The organism is Polaribacter batillariae, from assembly GCF_017498485.1.
Classification (GTDB): Bacteria; Bacteroidota; Bacteroidia; order Flavobacteriales; family Flavobacteriaceae; genus Polaribacter; species Polaribacter batillariae.
Genome location: NZ_CP071795.1, coordinates 1,073,278 through 1,095,235, shown reverse-complemented (window position 1 = coordinate 1,095,235; position 21,958 = coordinate 1,073,278). Strand labels below are relative to the sequence as shown.

At 30.6% G+C, this 21,958-nt stretch carries 21 protein-coding genes; 10 read left to right on the top strand and 11 right to left on the bottom strand.

Annotated features, from left to right (window positions below; translation table 11 throughout):
* Positions 1-30: 30 nt before the first annotated feature.
* Positions 31-648: a hypothetical protein gene (locus JL193_RS04825; protein WP_207972733.1), complete on the bottom strand. Its 618-nt coding sequence runs from the start codon at positions 646-648 to the stop codon at positions 31-33.
* A 397-nt stretch (positions 649-1,045) separates the two neighbouring features.
* Entirely contained in the window at positions 1,046-2,887 is a 1,842-nt protein-coding gene (rpsA, locus tag JL193_RS04820; protein ID WP_207972732.1) for a 30S ribosomal protein S1, read from the bottom strand.
* Positions 2,888-3,104: 217 nt separating this feature from the next.
* On the opposite strand from rpsA, the gene JL193_RS04815 reads away from it, so the two are divergent.
* Together JL193_RS04815 and JL193_RS04810 are read left to right on the top strand one after the other, a co-directional pair.
* Positions 3,105-3,557 (top strand): RidA family protein, encoded by a 453-nt coding sequence (locus tag JL193_RS04815; protein WP_207972731.1) that lies wholly within the window; start codon positions 3,105-3,107, stop codon positions 3,555-3,557.
* Position 3,558: 1 nt separating this feature from the next.
* Positions 3,559-4,188: a 7-carboxy-7-deazaguanine synthase QueE gene (locus tag JL193_RS04810; protein ID WP_207972730.1), complete on the top strand. Its 630-nt coding sequence runs from the start codon at positions 3,559-3,561 to the stop codon at positions 4,186-4,188.
* Between the two features lie 125 nt (positions 4,189-4,313).
* Here the strand turns inward: JL193_RS04810 and cmk are convergent, their stop codons facing one another.
* Positions 4,314-5,009, bottom strand: coding sequence for a (d)CMP kinase (gene cmk, locus JL193_RS04805; RefSeq protein ID WP_207972729.1), 696 nt, complete (start codon positions 5,007-5,009; stop codon positions 4,314-4,316).
* A gap of 5 nt (positions 5,010-5,014) precedes the next feature.
* Entirely contained in the window at positions 5,015-6,046 is a 1,032-nt protein-coding gene (gene porQ / locus JL193_RS04800) for a type IX secretion system protein PorQ (RefSeq protein ID WP_207972728.1), read from the bottom strand.
* Between the two features lie 497 nt (positions 6,047-6,543).
* On the opposite strand from porQ, the gene JL193_RS04795 reads away from it, so the two are divergent.
* On the top strand, positions 6,544-8,031 hold the full coding sequence (locus tag JL193_RS04795) for a DUF389 domain-containing protein (protein WP_207972727.1): 1,488 nt from the start codon (positions 6,544-6,546) through the stop codon (positions 8,029-8,031).
* 54 nt (positions 8,032-8,085) lie between these two features.
* On the opposite strand, the gene JL193_RS04790 is transcribed toward JL193_RS04795, so the two are convergent.
* The 3 genes from JL193_RS04790 to JL193_RS04780 all read right to left on the bottom strand — a co-directional run bounded on the left by JL193_RS04790 (position 8,086) and on the right by JL193_RS04780 (position 10,526).
* Positions 8,086-9,168 (bottom strand): mannose-1-phosphate guanylyltransferase, encoded by a 1,083-nt coding sequence (locus tag JL193_RS04790; RefSeq protein ID WP_243456839.1) that lies wholly within the window; start codon positions 9,166-9,168, stop codon positions 8,086-8,088.
* Positions 9,158-9,760, bottom strand: a complete 603-nt coding sequence (locus JL193_RS04785; RefSeq protein ID WP_437440084.1) for a SprT-like domain-containing protein — start codon at positions 9,758-9,760, stop codon at positions 9,158-9,160. The genes JL193_RS04790 and JL193_RS04785 overlap by 11 nt, the downstream gene beginning before the upstream one ends.
* 85 nt (positions 9,761-9,845) lie before the next feature.
* Positions 9,846-10,526 carry an SDR family NAD(P)-dependent oxidoreductase gene (locus JL193_RS04780; protein WP_207972726.1) on the bottom strand — a complete coding sequence of 227 codons (681 nt, stop codon included), beginning with the start codon at positions 10,524-10,526 and terminating at the stop codon, positions 9,846-9,848.
* Positions 10,527-10,590: 64 nt separating this feature from the next.
* Between JL193_RS04780 and JL193_RS04775 the strand changes: the two genes are divergently transcribed.
* Together JL193_RS04775 and JL193_RS04770 are read left to right on the top strand one after the other, a co-directional pair.
* The gene (locus tag JL193_RS04775) at positions 10,591-11,880 is read left to right on the top strand and encodes a metal-dependent hydrolase family protein (RefSeq protein ID WP_207972725.1); all 1,290 of its coding nucleotides are present in this window, start codon (positions 10,591-10,593) and stop codon (positions 11,878-11,880) included.
* A gap of 14 nt (positions 11,881-11,894) precedes the next feature.
* Positions 11,895-12,107, top strand: coding sequence for a hypothetical protein (locus JL193_RS04770; RefSeq protein ID WP_207972724.1), 213 nt, complete (start codon positions 11,895-11,897; stop codon positions 12,105-12,107).
* Here the strand turns inward: JL193_RS04770 and JL193_RS04765 are convergent.
* Together JL193_RS04765 and JL193_RS04760 are read right to left on the bottom strand one after the other, a co-directional pair.
* On the bottom strand, positions 12,094-13,605 hold the full coding sequence (locus tag JL193_RS04765) for a hypothetical protein (RefSeq protein WP_207972723.1): 1,512 nt from the start codon (positions 13,603-13,605) through the stop codon (positions 12,094-12,096). The two genes, JL193_RS04770 and JL193_RS04765, sit on opposite strands and share 14 nt — an antisense overlap.
* A 160-nt stretch (positions 13,606-13,765) precedes the next feature.
* Positions 13,766-14,806 (bottom strand): glutaminyl-peptide cyclotransferase, encoded by a 1,041-nt coding sequence (locus tag JL193_RS04760; RefSeq protein ID WP_207972722.1) that lies wholly within the window; start codon positions 14,804-14,806, stop codon positions 13,766-13,768.
* 263 nt (positions 14,807-15,069) lie between these two features.
* Between JL193_RS04760 and JL193_RS04755 the strand changes: the two genes are divergently transcribed.
* The 4 genes from JL193_RS04755 to JL193_RS04740 all read left to right on the top strand — a co-directional run bounded on the left by JL193_RS04755 (position 15,070) and on the right by JL193_RS04740 (position 19,413).
* A complete protein-coding gene (locus JL193_RS04755) occupies positions 15,070-15,324 on the top strand; it encodes a type B 50S ribosomal protein L31 (protein ID WP_207972721.1) in 255 nt (84 codons plus the stop codon).
* A gap of 386 nt (positions 15,325-15,710) precedes the next feature.
* Positions 15,711-17,102: a phosphoglucosamine mutase gene (glmM, locus tag JL193_RS04750; protein ID WP_207972720.1), complete on the top strand. Its 1,392-nt coding sequence runs from the start codon at positions 15,711-15,713 to the stop codon at positions 17,100-17,102.
* Between the two features lie 56 nt (positions 17,103-17,158).
* Positions 17,159-17,932: a hypothetical protein gene (locus JL193_RS04745; protein WP_243456838.1), complete on the top strand. Its 774-nt coding sequence runs from the start codon at positions 17,159-17,161 to the stop codon at positions 17,930-17,932.
* Between the two features lie 11 nt (positions 17,933-17,943).
* Positions 17,944-19,413 carry an aminotransferase class V-fold PLP-dependent enzyme gene (locus tag JL193_RS04740; protein ID WP_207972719.1) on the top strand — a complete coding sequence of 490 codons (1,470 nt, stop codon included), beginning with the start codon at positions 17,944-17,946 and terminating at the stop codon, positions 19,411-19,413.
* Positions 19,414-19,461: 48 nt separating this feature from the next.
* Here the strand turns inward: JL193_RS04740 and JL193_RS04735 are convergent, their stop codons facing one another.
* Positions 19,462-20,352, bottom strand: coding sequence for a lysophospholipid acyltransferase family protein (locus JL193_RS04735; protein WP_207972718.1), 891 nt, complete (start codon positions 20,350-20,352; stop codon positions 19,462-19,464).
* Between the two features lie 82 nt (positions 20,353-20,434).
* Here JL193_RS04735 and JL193_RS04730 point away from each other — a divergent pair, with 82 nt between their 5' ends.
* A complete protein-coding gene (locus tag JL193_RS04730) occupies positions 20,435-21,088 on the top strand; it encodes a rhomboid family intramembrane serine protease (RefSeq protein ID WP_207972717.1) in 654 nt (217 codons plus the stop codon).
* A gap of 170 nt (positions 21,089-21,258) precedes the next feature.
* Here the strand turns inward: JL193_RS04730 and JL193_RS04725 are convergent, their stop codons facing one another.
* A complete protein-coding gene (locus JL193_RS04725; protein WP_207972716.1) occupies positions 21,259-21,870 on the bottom strand; it encodes an RNA polymerase sigma factor in 612 nt (203 codons plus the stop codon).
* Positions 21,871-21,958 lie beyond the last annotated feature (88 nt).

The following is a 21,958-nucleotide window of genomic DNA, read 5'->3' as shown; positions in this document are numbered from 1 at the left end:
TTTATTTTTTAATTACTCGGAAGTTTTTAATTAAAATGTAAATAACATTTTTGGTGTAATCGCAAAACTGCCAATATCTTCTTTTACTGCACCTTCAATTTTATAAGGCGAATATTGTGCTCCTAAAGCAATTGTAAGTTCAGTTTTGTTTTTTAGCTTCTTTACAAATTCTAAAGAAGGATTCATTAGTATAGAAGAAATCATTTCATATTTATCTTCGTCTTCTTTGCCAGTATAGAAAGGATTTCTAGCATTTGTTTGAATTCCAGATGCTCCAATACCGAACCTAAAATTTATAACTGTTTTTGACTTTTCTAAAATATTCTTCTTTAAATAAAATACAATATTTGCCATAAAAGTGCTTTTTGCTTTTAAAGTATCTATAGTTCTTCGATAAGTAAATTCTTTTTTTTGCGTTGGAACTGCAAATTGCAAGCCTATTCCGAAAATGTCTTTTTTAAAGAATGGAAAATCGGAACTTATTTCAAAATAAGGCGAAGTGCCAAAATATTTTGTCAATTCTCCTTGTGGAATAAATAAACCAACTCCTGCTTTAATTTTTGGGTTTTCTTCGAATAGGTTGTTTTCTTGTGAATTGATGTTTATTGATACAATTAAAATAAGACCGAATAAAATTATTTTTTTCATGATGATGTATTTAAAATTAATACGTCAAAATTATTTCTTCAATAAAAAACAAGAGTCCAGAATTTCTCGATTTTAGGAAATTCTGGACTCATTTGTGGAATTCTGGACAAATTTTTATAACTTTTACGAATTGTTTTTTAAATTTTACGGAATCGTGTTAAAGATTGCAATGGCATCTTTTTGCTTTTTTGGCAAAAAAAGATATCTTTTTGGATGGTGATTAAGATAAATTCAAGCTCGTTAAAAGACTCAAAAAAACTGGAATGATTAGCCAGTTGCAGTTTTTAGTTTTTTTTGAAAAAAAAATCAGGGCATAAAAAAACCGATGCAATTTGCATCGGTTTTTAGATATTATAAACTTTTACTGAGATACTGAAAACAAGTTCAGTATAAAGAATTACTTCTTCTTTTTCGCGCCAGCTTCCATTTTTTCTTTAAGTGCTGCTAAACCACCAATGTCTCCAAAAGTTGTTTTTTCTGCATCTGCAGATTTTTTAGCGGCAGCTTTGATGTTTCTTTTTTCTTCTTCTTTAAAAATTGAAGTATGAGAAACAACTACTCGTCTGTATTCTTTAGAAAATTCCATTACAATAAACTTTACTGTATCTCCTTTTTCTAATTTAGAACCGTCTTCTTTTTCTAAGAAACGAGTTGGTGCAAAACCTTCTACGCCATCAGCAAAAGTTACCACAGCTCCTTTATCGTTTTTTTCTTTAACAGTACCTTCGTGTATAGAACCGATTGTGTAGGTAGCTTCATGCGCATCCCAAGGATTTTCTTGTGTTTGCTTATGACCTAAGTTTAACTTTCTGTTTTCTACATCTAACTCTAATACTTGTACTTCTAACTTGTCTCCAACAGTTACAAAATCTGACGGATGTTTGATTTTCTTCGTCCAAGATAAATCAGAAATATATACCAAACCATCAATACCTTCTTCTAATTCTACAAACACACCAAAGTTCGTGTAATTTCTTACAGTTCCTGTATGTGTAGAACCTATAGGGTATTTAGAGGTAATATCTGTCCAAGGATCTGGGTGTAATTGTTTGATACCTAAAGACATTTTACGGTCTTCTCTATCTAAAGTTAACACTTGTGCTTCTACTTTATCTCCAACTTTTACGAAATCTTGTGCAGAACGTAAGTGTGTTGACCAAGACATTTCCGAAACGTGAATTAACCCTTCTACACCTTGTTCTACTTCTACAAATGCACCATAATCTGCTAAAACAACCACTTCTCCTGTTACTTTATCACCCACTTTTAAAGTGTCGTCTAAAGCTTCCCAAGGATGTGCCGATAATTGTTTTAAACCTAATTGAATTCTAGATTTGTTATCATCAAAGTCTAAAATTACAACGTTTAATTTTTGATCTAATTCTACAACCTCATTAGGGTGATTAATTCTAGACCAAGATAAATCTGTAATGTGTATTAAACCATCTACACCACCTAAATCTACAAACACACCATAAGAAGTAATGTTTTTAACAACACCTTCTAATACTTGTCCTTTTTCTAATTGGCCAATGATTTCTTTTTTCTGTAACTCGATATCTGCTTCGATAAGCGCTTTGTGAGAAACGACAACGTTTTTAAATTCGTGGTTGATTTTTACAACTTTAAATTCCATTGTTTTTTCTACATACTGGTCGTAATCTCTAATTGGTTTTACATCTATTTGAGAACCTGGTAAGAATGCTTCGATTCCAAAAACATCTACAATCATACCACCACGAGTTCTACACTTCACAAAACCGTTTACTACTTCACCAGTTTCGTGAGCATTATTCACTCTTTCCCAAGCTTTAATTACTCTTGCTTTTTTATGAGACAATACTAATTGACCAGAAGAATCTTCTCTTTTGTCAACCAATACCTCTACTGTATCTCCTTCTTTTAAACCTTGGTTGTAACGAAATTCGTTTAAAGAAATAACCCCTTCTGATTTAGAATTGATGTCGATAATTGCATCTCTATCTGTAATTCTAATTACTGTTCCTTCAATAACGTCACGTTCGTTTACAAAACCTACAGTTCCTTCTAATGCTTTTTCAAAATTTTGCAATTTTTCTTCATCAACAGCCTCAATACCTTGTTCGTATTTGTGCCAGTCAAAATCTGCTAAAAATTGTTTTGGATCTTTTTTTTCTTCGACAACAGGAGTTGTTGTTTCAGTTTCTTGTACTTCAGTAGCAACTACTTGCTCTTCTGTGTTTTTTGTTTCTTCAGACATGTGTCTAAAATTAATTTTGTATCTTATTGTTTTACAGATTTTTAACGATTAAAACGCAAAGAGATGTTTTTATAAATAATTGTTTTTAAATCCTTTTACAAATCTGTTCTCGTAAAAAGGAGTGCAAATTTACAAAATACATTTGATTTTTAAGTACTTACAAGTAAAAATATTTCACATAATTTGTTTTTATATTTGTGTTGAAAATCAAAACTTTATGAAAATTACTTTAAAAATCTTATTTCTTTTTTTATTATTGATGAATTTTTCCTGCAAAAACGAATTAAATTCTATTATAAAACATCACAAATCTCACGAAAAAAGCAGGCAAAATGTTCCTTTTTCAGATGCTGTGCAAGTTGGTAACATCTATTTCTTAACTGGACAAATTGGTAAAAACCATAAGACTGGTAGAATTGTTGGGGGAGGCATAGAAGCAGAAACCAAACAAACTCTCGAAAATATTGAAGCTGTTTTAAAACAACACAATTTAACATTAAAAGATGTTGTAAAATGCACCGTAATTTTAGCTAATATTGATGATTTTTCTAAAATGAATACAATTTATCGTACTTTCTTTACCGATAATTTACCTGCAAGAACTACCTTTGCAGCCAATTTAGTTGCTGGCGCAAATGTAGAAATTGAAGTAATAGCCGCAAAGAGGTAAAATGGACAAAAAAACGCAGGATTTAATCGATAAAGGAATAATGCTTCCGTTAATGGAAGAATTTTACACCATACAAGGTGAAGGCTCTCATACAGGAACTGCAGCCTATTTTATTAGAGTTGGTGGTTGTGATGTGGGTTGCCATTGGTGTGATGTAAAGGAAAGTTGGAACGCAGATTTGCACCCGCCAACTTTAGCAGATACAATTGTGCAAAACGTAAAAAAGTACGCAAATACGGTTGTAATTACTGGTGGTGAACCGTTAATGTGGTCTATGGATTACATTACAAACCTACTTCAAGAAAATCATATAAAAACACATATCGAAACTTCTGGAGCGTATTCGTTTTCTGGAAAATGGGATTGGTTTTGTCTCTCGCCTAAAAAAACAAAACTACCATTAAAAGAAAATTACAGAGAAGCAGATGAGCTAAAAATGATTATCCACAACAAATCAGATTTTGATTTTGCGGAGCAAGAAGCTGTAAAAGTAGGCAAGAAATGCCAGCTTTTTTTACAACCCGAATGGAGTAAAAAAGAAAAAATGACCGAAGAAATTGTAAATTATGTGATGAAAAACCCAAAATGGAAAATTTCTTTACAGACCCATAAGTATTTAAACATTCCTTAATTTTTTTATTTGAAGCTATTTCCAGCTTGGAATTTATCTTGAGCGAAGTCGAAAGGTTATGTCTTTTTGCTGAAAAAAGCAAAAAGGATGCTGTTTCAATCTGGGCTAAGCAAGTTTATAAACTTTTAGTTTTCTTGAAGTTTTCTGTCAATTAAACTACAAATTCTCTCGAACTGTTCTTTTATTCCCATATCAGAATTATTAATTTCTACAGCATCTTTGGCTTTTATTAATGGAGAATCTTCTCTTGTAGAGTCTATTCTATCTCGTTCTTCCACATTAAAAAGTATGTCTTTAAAAGAAACCTTATCGCCTCTATCTATTAATTCTTTATAACGTCTTGTCGCTCTTTTATCTGCAGAAGCTGTTAAAAATAATTTTAATTCAGCATTCGGAAAAACAACAGTTCCAATATCTCTTCCATCCATTACAACACCACTTTTTTCTCCCATTTTTTGTTGTTCTGCCACTAATTTTTTTCTTACTTCAGATATTGCAGCGACTTTGCTTACCAGCTGAGAGATTTCTAAGGTTCTTATTTCTTTTTCTACATTTTTGCCATTTAAAAACATTTCAGCAAAACCTAATTGTTTGTTAAACTGAAATGAAAGAGAGATGTCTTTTAAATTTGAAATTAATTTTTCTTTATCTAAAAAATCTTTACCTACAAAAAAATGTTGTTTGGCAAAAAGCGTAACAGCTCTGTACATTGCACCTGTATCTACATAAATATAATTGTATTTTTTTGCAATTAATTTTGCGATACTACTTTTTCCTGTTGACGAAAATCCATCGATTGCAATAGTAATTTTTTTACTCATATTAATTATCTGTTTCTTTGACTATTCAAATCAATTTCTAAACTAAATGTACTCGCATTTGTAGCTGAATGATACTTAGAATAGGCATAATTTAATTTAAATCTATTCATTTTAACACCAAAACCGAAAGAAATTCCGCTAAAAGTTCTGGTATTTTGTAATTTTAATTCTGCTGCTCTTCTAAAGTTGTAGCCTACTCTTAAATTGATAAGACTTTCTGGAAATAGTTCTGCACCTATTACCAAATGTCTAATAGCATTTCCTAAAAAGCCTACATTTTTTTCGGTAATGTTGCCTTCTAAATCAATGGATTGATCAGAAGGGTTTGCAACAGAAATATTCCATTGTTGTAAATTAGTAATGGTTCCATACCATTTTAAAGGTACATATTCTAATTTATAAGAACCTCCTAAAGCAACAACGAAAGGTAATTTTTCAATTTGTCCGTTAAAAGATTTAATTTGAGTTCCAATGTTTCTTGCTACTAAAGTAAAAGAAAACGATTTATATGGGCTATAATATAAAATTCCAATATCTGTAGCAATTCCAACCGAAGAAAAGTTACTTATGTTTGAATGAATTAATTTAAGATTGGCTCCTATATAAAAATTTGTATATGGTAAATTATAAGAGTAACCAACAGATATAGCAATATCATTAGCATTAAAAGTACCAGTTTCATTTCCTTGTTGATCTGCTTCAATAAACGATCCATAATTTAAATATTTAATGCTTCCTTGAATAGTTCCAAATCTTTTTGATATTTCTCTAGCATAAGAAACAGACCCAACATTTATTCCTGCTAAATAACTAGAATAGTTTGCCGAAAACTGATTGTCAAGTTCGGCATTTATAGTAGCAGGATTCCAAATAGGTTGATTTACATCGTCTAATAAAGTTAAAACTTCCCCTCCTAAACCAATTTGTCTTGCAGAAGTCGAAAGATTTAAAAACTGATATATATTTTCTCCTCCAACTTGTGCATTTATCGTTGTTAAAAAAATGAAGAAAAAAAATAAAAATTTAGTAAATTTCATATCACTGCAAATAAACGAAGTATCACAACAATAACGAAAATAATTAAAAATATTTTACAGCACTGTATATAATTACCCCGATTTTCTTATAATTTTAGATGATTGAGTTGAGTAGATGGTTTTTTGCATTCTAATTCAACAAAACCAAGTATTTACGAAGATTTTTATTGGAAAAAATCTTCTAGAGTATAGTAAACACTCCTAAAACGATGATAACTGTAAAGAGTATTTAAAAAAAAAGGATTTAAATAAGCATTATTTTTAAAGCTTAAAACCCAAAATAAGATATAAGAGTGGCACTTTTAACGATGTATCTTGCTTTTAGTGATAGAAATTAGAGGTTAATAATTTTTCTTCAAAAAAGTATCGAAGAACTCTCATTTTTAATAGAACAAAGTTTTAAATTAAAAATCGATAAAATCTACTTACAGTAAATTTAAATTATTCTTTATCAGTAAACTTTTTTTGTATCTTTCCAACGTTCTAAATCATAGAATATGGAAGAAGATATAAAGAAGAATATAAAACCACATTCACCAGAAGAGAATTCTAAACCCGAAGATTCTAAGCAAAGTGTTAAGAATGAAGCAAAAGGATTGCTTGAAAGTATTAAAAATTTTTTAATTGAACTTTTCGACTTTAGAGACGACACAGATCAGGAAGCTACTTTAGAAGCCATAAAAGCAGATATTCCTTTTAAAGGCGCAACAGCTTGGATTCTTATATTTGCCGTTTTTGTGGCGTCCATAGGTTTAAATGCCAATTCTACAGCAGTGGTTATTGGAGCCATGTTAATTTCTCCTTTAATGGGGCCAATTTTAGGTTTGGGAATGTCTTTTGCTTTAAATGACATTAATACATTTAAAAAATCGCTTATTAACTTAGGAATTATGATTGGGCTAAGTTTATTTGCCTCTTTTATGTTTTTCTATTTTTTTCCTTTAAGTGAAGATACTTCAGAATTATTAGGTCGTGTAAGTCCAGATATTCGAGATGTTTTAATTGCGTTTTTTGGAGGTTTAGCACTAATGGTTGCACGAACTAAAAGAGGCACAATTGCTTCTGTAATTTTTGGGGTTGCGATTGCCACAGCTTTAATGCCTCCTTTATGTACAGCTGGTTATGGCTTAGCAAAAGGCAATTTTTCTTACTTTTTTGGTGCCATGTATTTGTTTACAATTAACACCATTTTTATTGCCTTGGCAGCTTTTATTGTATTAAAAATGTTGCGTTTTCCTATGCATAAATATGCAAATGCAGCCAAAAGAAAGCGGTATGCAACAATTGCGTCTGTAGTAGGTGTTGCAGTAATGATTCCTGCAATATTTACATTTATTAATGTATTTAAAGAAAACCAAGTGAATACAGAAATTAGAAATTTTATTAAAAATGAAATCAGTTCTAATCCTTCTTATTTGTTAATGGAAAGTCCTTATGAGAAAGAATCTAAAACATTAGAATTAAAATTTTTTAACGAAGTAAGTGAAGCTGAAGAAAACTCTTTAAAAAATAGGTTGTTAACCGACCCAAGATATAAAAATCTAAAAGAAATTTCTTTAAAAATAAGAGATAGTGATACCAAAAGCTTCGATTTAATTACAACTGCTTATAAAGAGAAGCGTGAAGAACTTCAAGAAAGTAAAAATATTATTGCAGGTTTACAAAAGCAAATTGCAGAGTTACAAGAAACCATCTCTACATTAAATGCAAGAATAGAGCAAGATGCACTAAATAAAAATCAAAAAGTTATTGCTTTTAGTAGAATTGCAAAAGATGCTAAAATTAGGTATGTAGATATCGAACAAATTAGTTTTGCCAATAAACTATCATCTAAAGATTTTATAAATATAGACACAATACCTGTGGTTGCTATAAAATGGAATAAAAAATTAAACGATAGCATAATTAAACCCAAAGAAAGAGAACTTAGAAATTGGCTACAAAAAGAAATGCAATTAGATACCTTATTTATTAAAAGAGATTAGCAAAGGTAAAAAGCTTCTTTTTTGGAGCTTTTATATCTTTTAGAAGATTTTATTTTAAACAAAATCGTCGCCAAAGTTCGCTTTCACTTGGGTACTAATTTGTTTAATATCTTGCTCGTCTTTTTTAGGACAAATTAAAAGTACATCTTCTTTTTCTATAACCATAAAGTCGCTTAAACCTTGTATAACTACTTTTTTACCAGATTGTGTACGAACCATATTTCCATTGGCGTTTCTAAAAATAGTAGTTGCGCCAACAACAGCATTTTCGGTTTCGTCTTTTTCTAATTTGCTATACAAAGAGCCCCAAGTACCTAAATCGCTCCAGCCAAAATCTACTGGAAGAACATGTACATTATTTGCTTTTTCCATAATGGCAAAATCAATTGAAATATTTTTACATTTTGTATAATTATTTTTGATGAAATCGTCTTCGAAATCTGTATTATACACACGATTGCCATCGTCTAAAATATCGACCATTTCTGGTAGAAAATTTTTAAATGCTTTGATAATACTTTTGGCAGACCAAACAAATATACCTGCATTCCAAAGGTAATCTCCATTTTCTAAAAATTTTTTTGCTGTTTCTAGATCTGGTTTTTCGGTGAAATTGGTTACTTTTTTTATTTTTGAAGCTTCTTTTTTAAATTGAATATAACCATAACCCGTATTTGGAGAGTCTGGCTGAATGCCTAAAGTCATTAAAATATCTTTTTCTAAGCAAGCATCAAAAGAAGTTTTAATGTTGTTTGTAAACTCATTTTCGTCATCTATCCAATGGTCAGATGGAGCAACCAACATTACACCATCAGGGTTTTGATTGTAAATTTTTAAAGCGGCATATAAAATACAAGGAGCTGTATTTTTCATGGCAGGTTCTAACAATAGCTGGTTTTTCTTTACTTTTGGTAATTGCTGTAAAACCAAATTCTCGTAGTTTTCGTTAGTAGCAATTAATATGTTTTTTGTAGGAACTAAATCGTTAATTCTTTCGAAAGTACGCTGTATTAAACTTTGTCCAACTCCCAAAACATCGTGAAATTGCTTTGGATATTTAGAGGTGCTAATTGGCCAAAATCGAGTACCAATTCCTCCAGCCATTATTACTGCGTAATAATTTTTATTATTTTTCATACACTGTTATCTCTACATTTTGGTTGAATAAATAAACCTTTTTATTGCTCATATTCAAACATTCGAATCTTGTTCTACGCTTATTGCCTCTTTTGTAGATGGTATTTTTAAAGACAAATAAGCTTCCATAAGGAATTTCAAAGATAAAACTCTTTCCTGTTTCAGCAATATTTCCTTTTAAAGCTAACGATAAATTAACATCTGCGTCTGTACTCGCTTTCGGATTCTTTAAATAGTTGGCAAGGTAAGGCAATATTTCTTTTGGATAAATTTCAGGATTTAAAAACGGCAACATTAAATGCTGAAAAATAGCTTTCCATTCTTGTCCATGAGGTTGAACTCGTCCAAATTTTTGATGCGTTACATGATGTGCAATTTCATGTATTAACGTTAGTAAAAATTGATGTTTGTTGAGGTTGTTATTTACCGTAATTTGAAAACTTCCATCAGGCAATTGTCTAAAATCTCCATGTTTTGTAGCACGTTGATTTACAATTTTAAGTGTAAAATTGTGCTCGTTTATTAAAAACTCTACAAACGGAATGGCTTTAGCAGGAACAAAATTAGCCCACCCTAATCCTCGCAAAGGCAAGGAACCTTTATTCTTGTTTAAAAAGTTGTCTTTATTAGAAATAACTTTATTTTTTTATTATTGAACCACAGCTGTTTGCTAATTTTTATGGTGTTGACGAAGAAACTTGTAAAACTTTACCATTGTAAAATTTATTTCCGTTTAAAGCGAAATTAAATATATAATCTGCCATTTCTTTTGCCGAAAGTGGGGCTTGATAACCAGGAAAAGCTTCTGCTAACATTTCGGTTTGTACTGCTCCTAAAGCCAAAACATTAAAAGCAATTTGTTGTTCTTTATATTCTTCTGCTAGTAATTCTGATAATGTAATTACGGCTCCTTTTGCAGACGAGTAGGCTGCCAAACCAGGAAATTTCATGCTTCCTTGAATACCTCCCATAGAACTTATGGTAACCACATGACTTCCTTTTTGCAAATACGGAATCGTTAATTTGGTAATTTCTGCAACTGCAAACACATTTACTTTATAAACCTCTAAGAATTCTTGCGAAGAAATTTCGGTGAAGGGTTTGTTTACTAATTTACCAGCGTTATTCACTAAAATATCAACTTTAGGCCAATTGTTTTTAATAAAATTAGTTACTTTTTGCAAATCTTTACGATTTGAAATATCTACAGAAAGTACTGTTATATTTTTATGGTTGATGTCTTTTAAAGGTTTCGAATTTCTTGAAATGGCTAAAACTCGATGGCCATTTTCTGCGAATTGTTGCGCCAATTCAAAACCAATTCCTCTACTTGTACCTGTAATAACAATGTTTTTCATTCTTTTTGTTTAAAAGAAGCAAATTAGGTAAAATTTCATACATTTAAGAACTAAAAATACAATAATGAAAAAAATATTCTTTCTTTTTTGCACACTATTTCTTTTTCAAAACTTAATAGCGCAAACCACACATATTTTATGCGGAAAATTAATCGATACAAAATCAGGAAAAATCGAATTAAAAAAAACAATTGTTATCGAAAAAAACAAAATTGTTCGTGTTTTAAACGGTTATGTAACACCTAAAGGTAAAAATGCCCAAACAATTGATTTAAAAAATAAAGTGGTAATGCCAGGTTTAATAGATTTTCATGTACATATAGAACAAGAATTCGATAGAAATACACGCTTAAATCGGTATATTTTAAATGAAGCAGATATTGCCTTTAATTCAGTAGGGTTTGCAAAAACAACGTTGTTAAATGGTTTTACAACAGTGCGCGATTTGGGTGGAACTGGTGTAAATATTTCCGTTAGAAATGCCATAAATGCAGGTAAAATTTCAGGACCAAGAGTGTTTACCGCTGGTAAATCTTTGGCAACTACAGGAGGTCATGCAGATCCAACAAACGGAAGCAGTAGGGTTTTAACTGGCAATCCTGGGCCTAAAGAAGGCGTTGTAAACTCTGTAGAAGATGCAAAAAAAGCGGTAAGACAGCGTTACAAAAATGGGGCAGATTGTATTAAAATTACTGCAACTGGTGGCGTTTTAAGTGTGGCGAAATCTGGTGACAATCCGCAATTTACAATCGAAGAAGTAAAAGCTATTTGCGAAACTGCCAAAGATTATGGAATGCATGTTGCTGCACACGCCCATGGAGATGAAGGTATGCAAAGAGCCATCATTGGAGGCGTAAAAACCATAGAACATGGAACGTATATGAGTGACAAAACGATGGAACTTATGAAAAAACACGATGCCTATTTGGTACCAACAATTACTGCAGGAAAAGAAGTAGAAGAGAAGGCAAAAATAGCTGGATTTTACCCCGAAATTGTGGTGCCAAAAGCCTTGGCAGTTGGCCCGCAAATTCAAGGAACTTTTGCAAAAGCGTATAAAAAAGGTGTTGGAATTGCATTTGGTACAGATGCAGGAGTTTTTAAGCATGGTAATAATGGCAAAGAATTTGGGTTTATGGTAGAAGCAGGAATGCCAGCAATGGAAACCATACAATCTGCCACAATTACAAACGCGATGTTATTAAAAATGGAAAATGAAATCGGACAAATACAAAAAGGTTTTTATGCCGATATTATTGCTGTGGATGAAGACCCAACAAAAAACATCTCTACAATGGAAAACGTGGTTTTTGTAATGAAAAATGGTGTGGTTTATAAAATATCTAACAATTAAATAGAAACCGAAAAATGTTAAAAAATAAAAATTGGGATGTATTCTTTATGATTGTAGCTTTGCTAAATGTTACGTTTTCTTTTGTGGGAGATAAAGAAGTAGAAAAGATTTTTAGCTACGAAATAAATATTTGGAGTTATAGAATTCTTTGGGCTGTGCTTGCCGTTATTTTTTTTATGAATTATAGAAAGAAAAAGAATTTAGAAGCAGCTGCTAATCAAAAGTAATGTGTTGGTAGGCACCAATATCTGGGCTCGAAGTTCTGTTAATTCCTAAAATATCTGTAGTAAAAGGTGTTGCAATGGCTTTGTTAATGGCGTCACTTTTTTCTCCTATGATAAAATCTTCTTTTTGGCTATTTCTAAAATTTGGATTTCCATTTAAAATGCAGTTGCTATAATTTGTGTTATTTTCAAAATCAACTTCAGCAATACCCTCGAAAGAATTATTGGTGTCGTTAAATTTAATCATACAATTTTTTATTGTGTAATTAAACATTCCTCCGTCATCTAATCGATCTAAAAGAAATTCTACATTGTTATTTCCATCAAAAATGCAGTTGGTAAAATTAGCCTCTATTAAATTTCTAGTTTCAATAACTTCTTGTTTGTTATCATCTAAATAAGTAAAAAAATTATTAATTAAAACTGCGGGCAATTGTCTTAAGCCTTTGTTCCAATAATTGGCAAACGTACTGTGTGTAAAATTATACGTTCCGCCAGCAGTTGCTGCCAAAGAAGCTTGCCCAGCAGCACCAATAACCACATTGTGTGCTTCTATGTTGGTTTCTCTGGCTAGTATTCCGTAATTAGAATGGTTGTAAATTTCTGTATTTTGTAATTTTAAAGTAGGGGTAGAGGTGTTTCCAATACTATCGATTAAAATTCCGATAATTCCGTTTTTAATTTGAGCGTGGCTAATTTCGTTATTGGTGCTTCCTGCGCGCATCCAAATAGCGCCCCATTGTCCAGGAACATCACTAAAACTGTTTTCTAATCGATCGCCTTCTATAATTACTTTTTCGGTTAAAGTTCCATTAATTTTTAAAGTGGCTTTATCGTCTATAATTAAACCCGAATTATCATGAAAATGCACTCTTGCACCAGCTTCAATAGTTAATGTTTTATTTGCAGGTACAGCTGCATAACCATAAATAACAGTGGGTTTGGTTTTAGAAAAAACAAGTTCTTTAGGTTCTAAAAAGCGTCCTTTTATTGTAGTGGGTTTTCCGTCTAAAGTTAAGCTATCTATTTTCATAGTAATAGGGTCTTTTCCTGGATAAATAAAAGTAGCGTCTTCTACCAAAGTTACTAAATCTACATCTTGTTGGTTGTTTCCATTATCAAACAAAATACGATCTGTGTATAAAGGATTTGTTTCTGTAGAAACGTTTACAGTGGTTTCTATAAATACGTAAATGCTGTCTTTTGCGAGAATGTCTATATTGCTAAAATCTTTTCCAGGAATACCATCGACATTTAATCGGTAGTTAGAAGAAGCTCCTTTTTCTAACTGAATTCTAGGAATGGTAATTGCATTGTTACTTCTGTTATATACTTTTAAATTGTAGGTTGCAGAGCCAATATTTGTAAATATGGTATCTAAAAAAACCGTGTCTTTAGAAAATTCTAGATTTCCAGAACTAAGTATGGTCGAAAAATCTTTTCTACAAGAACTTATAGAAATTAGGGCAGTACAAATTAAAAAAGTTAAAAAATAACGCATAGATTTTATTTCTGTCTCTTCGATCGCAGTCGAGAGGTTAATACCATTTACCATTTGAAAATCCTGTAATTTCAAACAATAACTGGTATAATTTTAGGTCTCGACTGCGCTCGACCTGATATTGTTGTGTAAACAAGATAACTTATAAAATTAGTAAATATTACTTTTTAATTAATTCTATTTCAAATAATTTTCCCCAATACTTTCCAGTTACAAAAAGCCTGTTGTTTTCTTTGTCGTAAGCAATTCCGTTTAAAACTTCGTCGTTAGCAACTAATTTTTGTGTTTTTGCCATTTCTTTTTCTAAAGATCTTAAATCTGCCAAACCTTCTACAATACCTGTTTTTGGGTTTATAATTGCGATGGCACTTTTTTGATAAATATTACCGTAAATTTTTCCGTTAATTAATTCCAATTCATTTAAACTTTCTAAAGCTCTATCGTGTGTATAAACTTGTATCGAATGCTTTTCTTTAAAAGTTTCTTTGTCTAAAAACCAAATTTTGTTTGTACCATCAGATTTTATCAAATTATTTTCATCTTGTGTTAAACCCCAACCTTCTTTACTTTTATTATAGGCAAATTCTTTTTCTTGTTTAAAAGTTTCTAAATCGTACACAAAACCCTTTTTGTTTTGCCAAGTTAACCAAATAATTTTATGGTTAACGATGGTCATTCCTTCTCCAAAATATTTTTTATCTAAATCTATTTTTTGAAGCACTTTACCAGTTTTAATATCTACTTTTCTTAAAGTAGATTCTCCTCTTCGTCCAGTGGTTTCGTATAAAAAACCATTGTAATATTCTAAGCCTTGCGTATATGCTTTTGTGTCATGTGGGTAGGTGTTTACAATTTTATAATCGTAAATGGCTGGTTTTTTATTGGCAAAAACTTCAATAAAACTATTTTTCTTTTTTGTTTTTCCGTCAAAAAAAGCCAAAGCAGCCACACTGTGTTTACCAACCCCTAAATTTGTGGTATTTATTGTTGCAGTATTGCCTTCGCTAGCAATTTCTTTTCCGTTTACATAAAACTGAATTTTATCTACAGGTTTGCCATTTTTCTCTACCATTTTAATGGTTACAGATTCATTTAAAACAGTTTTTGCGGGTTTTTCAATCGAAAATTTATAACCATCGTTACAAGATATGGCAATTAATAAAATAGATACAAAGGCTATTAAAATAGAAAATTTCTTCATTATTTATATAAATTTCAATGTTTTGGAGTGTAAATATTCAAAAAAAAGGCGATAAAAAACAATTTTCAAGCACTAAAAGAGCCTTAAATTTTTAGAATCTTTACAGATGTTCAAATAAAAACAATTTATTTATTTGTAAATTAAAAAATAAGGTTAAATTTGCATCCTCAAAATAGTTAAAAACAGCTATTTAGAATTTTTGAGTAGAACCTTACCAATTTTACTCTTGCAAACATAACACTAAAGTATTAAAATATAATAAAATGAAAAAAGGAATTCATCCAGAGAATTATAGAATGGTAGCATTTAAAGACATGTCTAATGACGATGTATTTTTAACACGCTCTACAGTTGACACGAAAGAAACGATAGAAGTTGATGGTGTTGAGTATCCTTTAGTAAAATTAGAGATTTCTAGAACTTCTCACCCATTTTACACTGGTAAATCTAAATTAATTGATGCTGCAGGACGTATTGATAAATTTAAAAACAAATACAAAAAATTTAAAAAAGACTAATTTTTTTAGAATTTTAAAGATATGTAAAACTTCAACATTTATTTGTTGGAGTTTTTTTATGCAGCTTATTTCAGTATTTTTATTTTGGGCGTTTCCTAAAATTCGAACTTGCAATTTGTATTGAATGTAGTCAAAAGGTGTAGTTTTGTTCTCGATATAAATTTGTTCATTCTTCATAAATTCACTCGAACTGAGAGCTAAAAAGGATGACATTACAATCTCTAACGCGCATTTTTATTAACAATTTTTTTCTTTAAACTTATACCATTTCTTGTTGTAAATTACAGTAATTTAAAATGATAAATGATCTTACTACTTGTTAAATTATTTTACAGAATCATTTAATAGAATTATCTTTGTATTTAATCAAAAAACAACCAAAAAGAATGACATTAATCAAATCAATTTCAGGAATTAGAGGAACCATTGGTGGTAAAACAGCCGATAATCTTACTCCAATAGACGCGGTAAAATTTGCATCTGCTTACGGGGCATTTATAAAAGCAAGAAACCATCATAAAAAAGACATTAAAGTGGTTATTGGAAGAGATGCACGTATTTCTGGAAAAATGATTTCGAGTTTGGTAGCCAATACTTTAGTTGGTTTAGGAATAGATGTTGTAGATTTGGGTTTGTCAACCACACCAACTGTAGAAGTTGCAGTTCCTATGGAAAATGCAGACGGAGGAATTATTTTAACAGCATCTCACAATCCAAAACAATGGAATGCTTTAAAATTATTGAATGAAAAAGGAGAATTTTTAAATGGAACTGAAGGTGAGAAAATTTTAGAGTTAGCAGAAAATGAAGATTTTGAATTTGCAGAAGTAGATGATTTAGGAAATTACTCTAAAGACAGTTCTTATTTACAAAAACACATTCAAGCTGTTTTAGATTTAGAATTGGTTGATGTAGAAGCCATTAAAAAAGCAAAATTTAAAGTAGTTGTAGATGGTGTAAATTCTACAGGAGGAATCTTTATTCCTGCATTATTAAAACATTTAGGTGTAGAATGTGTAGAACTGTATTGTACACCCAATGGACAATTTCCACACAATCCAGAACCTTTAAAAGAGCACTTAACAGATGTTTCTGAATTAGTTGTGAAAGAAAAAGCAGATTTCGGAATTGTAGTAGATCCAGATGTAGATCGTTTGGCTTTAATTTGCGAAGATGGTTCTATGTTTGGCGAAGAATACACGCTAGTTGCTTGTGCAGATTATGTTTTAGGGAAATTAGGTGGTGGAAATACAGTTTCTAACCTATCATCATCAAGAGCATTAAGAGATATTACAGAAAAACACGGAGGCACGTACACAGCATCTGCAGTTGGAGAAGTAAACGTAGTTATTAAAATGAAAGAAACCAACACTGTAATTGGTGGCGAAGGAAATGGAGGAATTATTTATCCTGCTTCGCATTATGGTAGAGATTCTTTGGTAGGTGTCGCATTATTTTTATCGCATTTAGCAACCCAAAAAATGTCTTGTAAAGAATTAAGAGATTCTTATCCAAGTTATTTTATGAGCAAAAATAAAATCCAGTTAACACCAGAAATTAATGTTGATAAGATTTTAGAAACCATGGCTTCTAAATATGCAAACGAAGATGTAAACACCATAGATGGTGTAAAAATAGACTTTGCAGAAAAATGGATTCACTTAAGAAAATCGAATACAGAGCCAATTATTAGAATCTATACAGAAGCAAAATCGCAACAAGCTGCAGACGATTTAGCGGTTCGTTTTATCGATGAAATTAAAAAAATTATAGCTTAGAAATATTGAAAACAAAATTAGTAGTATTATTTTTTTTATTGATATCTGTTACTCTTTTGTCACAAGAAAAAAAAGTAAAAAAAACATCAAATAAAGGAAAATTGTTTTTTTATTGGGGTTGGAATAGAGCGAGTTATTCGAATTCAGATATTCGTTTTCAAGGAAATAATTACGACTTTACATTACAAAATGTAAGCGCAAAAGATAGACCCACAGATTTTACGTTCGATTATTTTCATCCTACAAAAATAACCTTACCACAAACAAATGCTAGGGTTGGTTATTTTTTAAGCGATAATTATACGATTTCTGTAGGTGTAAATCATATGAAGTATGTAGTAAGATCTTTTCAAACAGTAAAAATTAATGGAGAAATAAATGCAGGAAATACTTTTGATGGAATTTATAATAAGGAAGATATCCAATTAACCCACGATTTTTTACAGTTCGAACATACAGATGGTTTAAATTATGTTAACGTAGAGTTTAAAAGGTTTGATGAAATTGGACATTTTATTGGAATGAATCATAAAGATTTTCAATTAAATGTAACCGAGGGTTTTGGGGCAGGTGTTTTGTTTCCAAGAACAAACTCGAAGCTTTTCAATCAAAAAAGGTGGGACGAGTTTCATGTTTCTGGTTGGGGTATTTCTGCAGGAGCCGGTTTAAACCTAACGTTTTTTAAGTATTTCTTTGCTCAGTCTGATTTAAAATACGGCTACATTAAAATGCCAAGCATAAGAACTACAGAAAATGCAGAAGATAAGGCTTCACAAAGTTTTACATTTTTCGAAAAAACAATTGTGTTTGGGGCAAAATTCAATATTTAAAACATAAAGTAATGGATTTAGAAAAGTATTTTAGTCAGTTTAGAAAAAACATTGTAGGCATCAATCAAAAATTTACTTCTCCTTATGGAGAACAAAATTTAATTTATACCGATTGGACTGCCAGTGGAAGGCTGTACTTGCCATTAGAAGAAAAAATGCTTCATAAATTCGGACCTTTTGTAGCGAATACACATACAGAAACTTCTACTTCTGGAGCGGCAATGACGTTGGCATATCACGAAGCTAGAAAAATTATAAAAAAACATGTAAATGCGAATGAAAACGATGTTTTAATAACATCGGGTTCTGGTATGACAGGAGTTGTAAATAAATTTCAACGTATTTTAGGTTTAAAAGTTTCAGAAAATTTAAAAGACCATACCCATATTCCAGAAGAAATAAAACCCATTGTTTTTGTATCTCATATGGAACACCACTCTAACCAAACTTCTTGGTTAGAAACCATTGCAGATGTAGAAGTTGTACCTTGTAATGACGAAGGTTTAGTGTGTTTAGAAAGTTTCGAAAAGTGTATTAAAAAACATGAACATCGTAACATAAAAATAGCTTCAATTACTTCTTGTTCTAATGTTACTGGTATTAAAACGGAATATCATAAAGTAGCAAAACTAATACACAGTTATAATGGTTTGTGTTTTGTAGATTTTGCTTGTTGTGCACCTTATGTAAATATAAATATGCATCCTGAGGCAGAAGACGAATATTTAGACGCTATTTTCTTTTCTCCTCATAAATTTTTAGGAGGTCCAGGCACTTCTGGAGTTTTAGTTTTTAATAAAAAGTTATACAAAAATACCATTCCAGATAATCCTGGAGGAGGAACCGTAAGTTACACAAATCCTTGGGGGCAACATGATTATTTTGATGATGTAGAAACCAGAGAAGATGGAGGAACCCCTGCATTTTTACAAACAATTAGAATTGCTTTGGCGATTCAATTGAAAGAAGAAATGGGCGTTGAAAACATTAAGAAAAGAGAAGATGAAATTAATAAAGTTATTTTTAAAACTTTAGAAGATTTAAAAGGAGTTAAAATTTTAGCACCCAATCATAAAGAAAGGTTAAGCATTTTTTCTTTCTATTTTGAAAAATATCATTTTAATTTAGTAGTAAAATTACTAAACGATCGTTTTGGAATTCAAACAAGAGGGGGGTGTTCTTGTGCAGGAACTTATGGGCATTTTTTATTAAATGTAGATCAAGAAACGTCTAACAGAATTAAGGACCAAATTTTACACGGTTGTAATACAGAGAAACCAGGTTGGGTTCGTTTGTCTGTGCATCCAACAATTACAAATAAAGAATTGGAATATATATGCAATTCTTTAAAAGAATTATCTAAAAATATCGAAAATTGGTCTAAAGATTACGAATATCATCCAATTAAAAACGATTATGCACATAAAACTGTAGCAGCAATCGAGCATCAATTGGTAAACGATTGGTTTTATAAAGATTAGAATTTATTTTTTATCGTTCGTTAAAATAATATGAAGTGTTTTTTAAAATTATAAAAATTCTTTTGGCACTTTATCTCTATGCTTAAATCGTTTGTGAGACCACAAATAGAATTCGGGTTGGTCTAAGATGTTTTTTTCTGTTAACTTAGTATATAAATCTGTAATTTTATAATTTTTAAATTCTTTTGGAGCTTCCGTTATTAACTGAAATTCTATTTCGTAATAACCTCTTTTTACTTTTTTTGCAACGTAGTTGATCACTACTAAATTAAATCTTTTCGAAAGCATTTCTGCACCTGTATGCACTGGAACTTTTATATTAAAAAATTCTCGCCAATAATAGGTTTTGTGAGGTTGTGGAGATTGATCACTTAATAAAATATATGCACCTCTTAAACCTTTACTGAAATTACTTTGCATTCCCTTTATCGTATTCGAAGTATCAAAACCATCGATACCAAATCTTTTTCGAGACTTGTAAATTTTCTTTTCGAAGTATTTATTTTGAAGTTGTGCGTATGTTCCGTAAACAGTAATGTCTAATACCAATGGCATGGTTACAGACCATTCCCAATTTGCTTGATGCGCTCCAACCAAAGCGATATTTCTTCCTTGTTTGGCATACGAATTTACTAATTCTGGATTTTTATACTTGTACCGTTTTAAAATTTCTTTTTCAGAAATAGAGAAAGCTTTTACACTTTCCATCATTAAATCGATTAAATGTTTAAAGAATTTTTTTCTAATTTTTAAAAGTTCTTCTTCAGGTTTTTCTGGAAAAGCCAATTTCAAATTCTCTAAAACAACGGTTTTTCTATAGCCAATAACATGATAGATCAGAAAGTACAAAACATCAGACTTTATATATAATAATCTCATTGGTAGTCTCGAGAGTATCCAAATAATAGGGTATGTAAGTGCAAAAACAAGAAATTGCATAATAAGGTTTTATCTTGCAAATATCGGATATAAATTTAAAACGAAAAGAGATATTTCTAAAGGTTTTTATTATGTTTGTTGTATGATAGAAAGTATAAATAGCGCCGTTTTATTTATTATTATTGCCAATGTTTTGGTTTCGATGAAAGGTTTTAACGATTATTCTTTTTTAGACACCTATAAATTTCAAGTTAGTAGAATTTTATCTGGAGAAAAAGTAAGAATGTTTACCTCTGGCTTTTTACATGTAGATTGGATGCATTTAGCATTTAACATGTATGCATTGTATTTATTTGGAGGAATTGTTTCTGGAGTGTTAAAAACGCCTAATTTTTTAATAATTTACTTCGGTAGTTTGTTAACAGGAAGTTTGTATTCTTTACTTTATCACAAAAAAGAGCCTTATTATAGTGCGGTTGGAGCTTCTGGAGCGGTTTCTGGAGTTATATATTCTTCTATATTATTGTATCCAGACATGAGTTTATATTTATTTTTTATTCCAATACCAATTCCAGGATACATTTTCGGAATTGCCTATTTACTATATTCTATTTATGGAATGAAAAAAAATCTAGGAAATGTTGGTCATGCAGCGCATTTAGGTGGGGCAATGGGTGGTTTTGCTATTACATTAATTCTAGTTCCATCATTAATTTCTACGAATACATTAATGGTTATTTTATTAGCTGTTCCTATTGTATTGTTATTAATTTTTGGAGATAAATTAAAATCATAATTACATTTTTTCTAATGATAAATGGTACTAGAGTGGAAAGACTATATTTACCTCAATTTCGTTCGATATAGATTTTTCCTAATATTTTTGTGAGTCCAATAGTGGGCAGTTAGCGTAAATTAATTTTGTTTATAAGGTGTTTTAAATCAATAAAATGGCTTGTAAGTGTGTTAGTGATTCGAAAAAACGGCATGCACCTCTTTTCGTTTCTTAAACATTAAAAACAAAATCGTTTTTACTTTGTCTCCAAGGCTTTTTCTTAATGCAGAAAATGCTTTCGTAATATGGGCTTCTACAGATTTTATAGAAAGATTTAAATATTCTGCAATTTCGATATTTGTAAGTCCCTCTTTCTTACTCAGTAAAAAAATTTGCTTGCATTTTGGAGGTAGTTTTTCAATTTCTGTTTTTACAAGGCCAATTAATTTCTCTAAATTCTTTTCTTCATTCTCTTCAACAATAAGATTTAGTGCATCAATATGAATTTTTTCGAGCATTAAAACTTTTTTCTGTTTTCGATATAGGTCTATAAATTCATTATAAACAGACTTGTATAAATAATTTCTTAAAACAAAATCTTCTTTTAATTTTTGGCGATTTCTCCAAATCTTCATAAAAACATTTTGCACAATGTCTTCTGCCAAGCTACTATCATTTGTTAAACTAAATCCATAAACACAAAGTTGATGGTGATAATTTTTTACTAAAAAACGATAGGCTTCAGATTCTCCATTTTTTAGAGACTTTATAAGAGAAATCGTATTAGAAAAATGATTGTTCATTTAGAAAATGATATTTTTTGAAGTTATTCTATGCGAAAGTAAAAAAAAATGCATCAAAAAAGTTAGGGTTCAATAAAAATGTAACGTT